This window comes from Silvania sp., assembly GCF_051656365.1.
Lineage (GTDB): Bacteria > Pseudomonadota > Gammaproteobacteria > Enterobacterales > Enterobacteriaceae > Enterobacter > Enterobacter hatchlandensis.
In genome coordinates this window covers 20278-27267 of the sequence record NZ_JBOGBT010000012.1, presented here as the reverse complement: position 1 = coordinate 27267, position 6990 = coordinate 20278, and the positions used below count along the sequence as shown (strand labels likewise).

4 protein-coding genes are annotated in these 6990 nt (G+C 60.6%); 3 read left to right on the top strand and 1 reads right to left on the bottom strand.

The features are described 5' to 3' along the window. Window positions 1-377, bottom strand: a 377-nt coding sequence (locus tag ACRDD5_RS02200) for an ABC transporter substrate-binding protein (protein ID WP_438675772.1), incomplete at its 3' end; no start/stop codon positions are given. 163 nt (window positions 378-540) lie between these two features. On the opposite strand from ACRDD5_RS02200, the gene ACRDD5_RS02195 reads away from it, so the two are divergent. The 3 genes from ACRDD5_RS02195 (at window position 541) to uca (ending at window position 6988) form a co-directional block, all read left to right on the top strand. After that, complete coding sequence (locus ACRDD5_RS02195; RefSeq protein ID WP_438675771.1) at window positions 541-1242, top strand: GNAT family N-acetyltransferase; 702 nt, start codon at window positions 541-543, stop codon at window positions 1240-1242. Window positions 1243-1575: 333 nt separating this feature from the next. Continuing rightward, the gene (gene atzF, locus ACRDD5_RS02190; protein WP_438675770.1) at window positions 1576-3378 is read left to right on the top strand and encodes an allophanate hydrolase; all 1803 of its coding nucleotides are present in this window, start codon (window positions 1576-1578) and stop codon (window positions 3376-3378) included. After that, window positions 3371-6988, top strand: coding sequence for an urea carboxylase (gene uca / locus ACRDD5_RS02185; protein ID WP_438675769.1), 3618 nt, complete (start codon window positions 3371-3373; stop codon window positions 6986-6988). Before atzF ends, uca begins: the two co-directional genes overlap by 8 nt. Window positions 6989-6990 lie beyond the last annotated feature (2 nt).

Here is a 6990-nt window from a genome sequence, read left to right as displayed (position 1 = left end):
ATAAAGGCCGGTGATTTGTTCAGCGTAATGGCGCGGGTATACGAGAAAATAACGTCTTCCGGACGCAGCGGATTGCCAGAGGCGAATTTCGCGTCGGGTTTCAGCTTGATGGTCAGGGTTTTGGCGGCGGCATCGGCTTCCCAGCTTTCGGCCAGAATTGGGGTGATTTTTTCCGGGTTATTGCGGTCAGGCTGAACCAGGCGTTGATACAGGCTTGGCACGGTCTGGATACTGGAAAGCTCGTTGGCTTCGGCCGGATCGAGACTGACGATGTCATCCAGACCCTGGGCCACCACCAGCGTATTGGGGGGCGTTGCGGCATGGGCGGTTGCCGACAGCGCGGCCAGCACCAGTAACGGAAGTAATTTTTTAGTCATAGATTCCCTGAATATTTGTTTTTGATTGTTTTCTGGTGGGTTACGTTAGGGGGGCGGGAAACATTAAGGAAAGTCTAAATTCTGCTTAGCTTATTACGTCAGTGCATAAAGAAAAATTTATGGTTATTAGCCGGGTCATATCATTAAAAAAAGGGGTAGCAACATGCCGGAAATCAATCGCTGGGGGCAGACCGTTAACGACCCGGTTCCCGAGTGGCAGGGGGCCAGAGTATTAGAACGTGGAGTGCTGGAAGGGCGTTTTTGTCGGCTGGAGCCGCTGGACGCCGACCTGCATGCCGGGGATCTGTTCGCGGCCTACGCGCTGGGCGATGACAGCGACTGGACCTGGCTTGCCAGCTGTCAGCCCGCAAGCGTGGCAGACACTGCCGCCTGGGTCGAAGGGAAAGTGCAGGATCGGGGATTGGTGCCGTTTGCGGTGATAGATCGGCAGAGCGGGCAGGCGGTCGGTCTGGTCAGCTATATGGCGATTGAGCAGCAGCTGGGTTCGGTGGAGATTGGCCATGTCACCTGGTCGCGAAAAATGAAAAATACCCCGCTCGGAACCGAGTCGGTCTGGCTGTTGCTGAAATACGGTTTTGAACGGGGCTATCGCCGTCTGGAGTGGAAGTGCGATTCCATGAATATTGCCTCGCGTCGGGCTGCGGAGCGGCTGGGCTTTAGCTGGGAAGGGCGTCTGCGACAGAAGCTGGTGCGCAAAGGGCGCAATCGCGACAGCGACATGCTGTCGATTATCGATAGCGAATGGCCAGACAGGGATGCCGCGCTGCGCGGGTGGCTGGCAGCGGAGAATTTTGACCGCGATGGACGGCAAATTAAGCGCCTTGAGGCGTTTCGTCAGGCGTGACTGGCACGGACTAAAGTGAACGGAACCACTACCGGAGCCGCATGCTCCTCCTCACCCCAGCCCTCTCCCTGAATGGAGAGGGAGCCGACCGTGCGAATATTTTGTATAACCGCTTATTTTTTCGTCATAACTTATTATTCTGATGGCGGCTAGTAATATCGGTATTTCCAATATTACGCTGCACTGAAATAACGCTTTGATGTTCAGAAAGAGTGCGATAAATAAATCCGCACTAGGTTTTTATATATATAAATTCTTTAAATCAACAGGTTAAATATCTGGCATGCGTATTGCTAAATGAATTCCATCTTGTATACCAGCAGGAATTCAACAATGACGTTAATGACCGGAAAAACAGTGGCGGCATGGCAGCAGCACATTAAGCAGAATAGCGATGACGTTTTTGGCCTCTTAAAAGATCATCTTGCTGCACTGTCGACTGATGATAATGCCTGGATTGCGATTGCCAGTCCGGCGCAGCTGCAGGCGCAAATAGACGCGGTTCTGCCCCTGTATCGCAGTAACCCCGACGCGTTGCCCTTATTCGGTATTCCTTTTGCGGTCAAAGACAATGTCGATGTGGCAGGCTGGCCGACCACTGCCGCCTGTCCGGCATTTGAATTTGTGGCTGAGGAAGATGCCACCGCCGTGGCCCGCCTGAAGGCGGCGGGTGCGATCCTGATCGGTAAAACCAATCTTGACCAGTTTGCTACCGGGCTTGTCGGGACGCGTTCCCCTTACGGCGCGGTGCCCAACACTTTTAACCCGGATTACGTCAGCGGCGGGTCCAGCTCGGGGTCGGCATCCGTGGTGGCCCGTGGTCTGGTGCCCTTTGCCTTTGGTACCGACACGGCCGGGTCGGGCCGCGTGCCTGCCGGGTTTAACAATATTGTCGGCCTCAAGCCCACCAAGGGCTGGCTCCCGGCGACCGGGGTACTGCCTGCGTGTCGTCTGAATGACACGCTGTCGGTGTTTGCCCTGACGGTTGAGGATGCGTTTTATATTGCCTCCCTGGCGGGCGGCGCGGACAGCGCTGACGCTTACTCCCGCACCCATCCAGCGACCGCCCCTGCGGCGATGTCGGCTGCGCCGCTGCTGGCGATCCCGGCTGAGTTACGCTTCTTTGATGATGAGCAGGCCCAGGCGGCCTGGGAGCGTGCGCTGGACGCCCTGCGAGCCAGTGGCGCAACCCTCAAGCCGATTGATTTCTCGGCGTTTTATCAGCTGGCCGAGCAGCTGTATCAGGGGCCGTGGGTCGCCGAGCGGACCGCTGCCGTCGGCGAGATGCTTGATCACCCGGAACAGATGGATCCTACCGTCCACGCCATTATCTCTGCCGGGCTGAACTACAGCGCGGTGGACGCGTTCAACGCCGAATATCTGCGCGCTGAGCTGGCGCAAAAAATCCAGCATGCCTTACGCGATGTGGATGCGCTGGTGGTGCCCACGTCACCCACCATTCATACCCTGCAAGAGATGCAGCAGGAGCCTGTCCGCTATAACTCGCATTTTGGTACCTACACCAACTTCACCAACCTGGCCGACCTCAGCGCCCTGGCGTTGCCCGCCCCGTTCAGGGCAGACGGGCTGCCTGCGGGCATCACCCTGCTTGCCCCGGCATGGCATGACCGGGCGCTGGCAGATTTTGGCCTGCGCTGGCAGCGGCAGCTGGCGTTACCGCTGGGTGCCACCGGGCAGCCCTTCGACGCGGCAGGGGCCACGCTTCCGGTCTCTTCTCACCACGTGCGGGTGGCGGTGGTTGGAGCGCACCTGCGCGGAATGCCGCTTAACGCCCAGCTCACCACCCGCCAGGCAGTGTTTGTCGAGGCCACCGAAACCGCCCCCTGTTACCGCCTGTATGCGCTGGCTAACACCCAGCCCGCCAAACCGGGTATTGCCCGGGATGCTTCGGGCGCGGCCATTCAGGTGGAGCTGTGGGATATCCCGCTGGCGCGGTTTGGGGAGTTTGTTGCGGAAATTCCTGCCCCGCTGGGTATCGGCTCGCTGGAGCTCGGCGACGGGCGCTGGGTGAAGGGGTTTATCTGTGAACCGGCGGCGCTGCACGATGCCACCGACATTACTGAATTCAAAGGCTGGCGTCACTGGGTTGCCCGCCAGGAGACGCGCCATGTTTAATACCGTACTGATAGCCAACCGGGGTGAAATAGCCTGTCGCGCGATGCGCACGCTGAAACGTCTGGGGATCACCAGCGTGGCGGTCTATTCCGATGCGGATAAAAATGCCGAGCACGTCAGACAGGCGGATATCGCCATCCCGCTGGGGGGCGAGAAGGCCAGCGACAGCTATCTCAGGATCGACAAAATTATTGCCGCGGCCCGGCAAACCGGCGCCCAGGCCATCTGGCCGGGCTACGGTTTTCTCTCCGAAAGCCTGCCCTTTGCCGACGCCTGTGAGCAGGCCGGGATCGTCTTTATTGGCCCCACGGCGCAGCAGATTGGTGAGTTCGGCCTCAAACACCGCGCCCGCGAGCTGGCCGCACTGGCGGGCGTGCCGATGACGCCGGGAACCGGGCTGCTGAACTCGCTGGAAGAGGCGCTGGCCTCTGCGGAGTTTATTGGCTACCCGGTGATGCTGAAAAGCACCGCGGGCGGCGGTGGGATCGGCCTGACGCGCTGCGCCGATGCCGACGCTCTGGGGCAGGCGTGGGAGAGCGTCCGTCGGCTGGGGGAGCAGTTTTTCAGCGATGCAGGGGTGTTTGTCGAGCGCTGCGTTGACCGGGCGCGTCATATAGAAGTGCAGATTTTTGGCGACGGGAAAGGCAACGTGGTGGCGCTCGGTGAACGCGACTGTTCCCTGCAGCGCCGCAACCAGAAAGTCGTGGAAGAGACTCCGGCACCCAACCTGCCCGCCAGCACCCGTGCGGCGCTGCTGGCGGCCGCCGTGCAGCTCGGTAAGCAGGTGAATTACCGCAGCGCCGGGACGGTGGAGTTTATCTATGATGCCGCGCTGGATGCTTTTTACTTCCTCGAAGTGAACACCCGCCTGCAGGTTGAGCATCCGGTAACCGAATGCGTCACCGGGCTGGATCTGGTGGAGTGTATGCTGCGCGTGGCGGCTGAAGAATCTATCGACTGGGCACGGCTGAAGCAGGCCCCGCAGGGGGCCGCCATGGAAGTACGCATTTACGCGGAAAACCCGCTGAAAAACTTCCAGCCCAGCCCTGGCGTGTTAACCGAAGTGCTCTTTCCAGAGGACGTGCGCATCGACACCGGGGTGACCACCGGCAGCGAGGTCAGCGCTTTTTACGATCCGATGATTGCCAAACTGATTGTGCATGCCCCAACCCGCGAAGCGGCGCTGGAAAAACTGCACACCGCGCTGAATGCCACGCGCCTGCACGGCATCACCACCAATCTGGACTACCTGCGTCAGATTACCGCCAGCGAGGCCTTCCGCACCGGCAGCGTCTGGACGCGAATGCTCGACAGTGTGATCGCCACCTCAGCGGTGATTGAAGTGCTTCAGCCCGGCACCTGGAGCAGCGTCCAGGATTATCCCGGGCGTCTGGGCTACTGGGATATCGGCGTCCCGCCTTCCGGCCCGATGGATGATTTTGCCTTCCGCCTGGCTAACCGCATCGTTGGCAACCATGAATCCGCAGCCGGGCTGGAGTTCACCCTGCAGGGGCCGGTTCTGCAATTCCACACTGCGGCGCTGATTGCCCTGACCGGGGCAGATTGCCAGGCGTTGCTGGACGGTGAGCCGGTGCCGCTGTGGCAGCCGGTGTCGGTGGCGGCCGGTCAGACCCTGACGTTAGGGCGCGCCCGAAGCGGCTGTCGCGGCTACCTTGCCGTGCGCAATGGCCTGGATGTGCCGCAATACCTCGGCAGTCGTTCGACCTTTGCGCTGGGCCAGTTTGGCGGCCACGCCGGACGCACGCTGCGGGTGGCGGACCTGCTGCCCGTCTCGAATCCGTTGCTTGCTGCCTGCACCACCCCTGCACCGGTGAGTGAACCCAAAGCCCTCTCAGCGTCACTGATCCCCACCTACGACGATATCTGGCGCATTGGCGTGCTGTACGGACCCCACGGCGCACCGGACTTCTTTACTCAGGAGGCGATTGATACCTTTTTTGCCAGCGACTGGCAGGTGCATTACAACTCCAACCGCCTCGGCGTGCGTCTGGTAGGGCCGAAACCGAGCTGGACCCGGCCGAACGGCGGGGAAGCGGGGCTGCACCCGTCCAACGTCCATGACTGCGAATACGCGATGGGTGCCATTAACTTTACCGGCGACTTCCCGGTGATCCTCACCCAGGATGGCCCAAGCCTGGGCGGGTTTGTCTGCCCGGTGACCATTGCCAAAGCCGAGCTGTGGAAAGTGGGCCAGGTCAAACCCGGGGATCGGATCCGCTTTTACCCGATCAGCGTGGAAGATGCGGTGGCGCGCGAAAAAGCCCAGCAGCGCAGCATTGAAACCCTGCACAGCGCGGCGCTGGCGACCTTTGCTGTGCCTTCTCTGGCCGACCGGGAGGGCGTTTCTGCCGCTGCGCTGGTCGCGTTACCCGCCACGCTCGCCACGCCCGCCATTGTCTACCGTCAGGCGGGGGACAACTACATCCTGATTGAGTACGGCGATAACGTGCTGGATCTGGCCTTGCGCCTGCGCGTCCACCTGCTGATGGAGCACCTGCGCACCCTGGCGCATCCGGGGATCAAAGAGCTTTCGCCGGGGGTGCGTTCCCTACAGATCCGCTACGACAGTCTCGCCCTCAGCCAGCAGGCGCTGGTGGCGCTGCTGCTGGAGCTGGAATCACTGATTGGCGATGTCAGCCAGCTGAAAGTCCCGTCACGTATCGTCCACCTGCCGATGGCGTTCGAAGACAGTGCCACGCTGGATGCCGTCAGCCGCTATACCGACACCGTGCGGGCGAGTGCGCCGTGGCTGCCCAATAACGTGGATTTTATTCAGCGCATCAACGGTCTGCCGAACCGCGAGGCGGTCAAAGAGACGATTTTTGACGCCAGCTACTTAATTCTTGGCCTCGGTGATGTTTATCTTGGCGCGCCCTGCGCGGTGCCGATTGACCCGCGCCATCGTCTGCTCAGCTCCAAATATAACCCGGCGCGCACCTTTACCGCCGAAGGCACCGTGGGCATCGGCGGGATGTACATGTGTATTTATGGCATGGACTCCCCGGGCGGGTATCAGCTGGTGGGGCGCACCTTACCCATCTGGAACAAATTCCTTAAAAACGAACAGTTCAGCGCGGGAGAACCCTGGCTGCTGCACTTCTTTGACCAGGTGCGTTTCTACCCGGTCAGCGAAGAGGAACTGATTCAGCTGCGGGACGATTTCCGTGAAGGGCGCGCCACGGTGCGCATCGAGGAGACGGTGTTCGACTTCCCGGCGCATCTGCAGTTCCTGCAGGACCATGCAGAGGACATTGCCCGTTTCCGTCAGCATCAGTCCACCGCGTTTGAGGCCGAAGTGGAACGCTGGCAGCTCGATGACCAGCAGGCAGCGATCGACATTCCCCTCCCGCCTGCGGAGGAGGTTATCGACGAAGCGGCCCTGCCGGTGACCGCAGACATGAACGGCAATATCTGGAAAGTGCTGGTGGAACCCGGCACCAGGGTTGAAGCCGGTCAGACGCTGATCATCGTCGAAGCGATGAAAATGGAGCTGGCGATTACCGCACCCCAGGCAGGGGTGGTGAAACGCATCGGCTGTCAGCCCGGACGCCCGGTAAGCCCCGGCGACACCCTGCTGTGGCTAGAATAGCG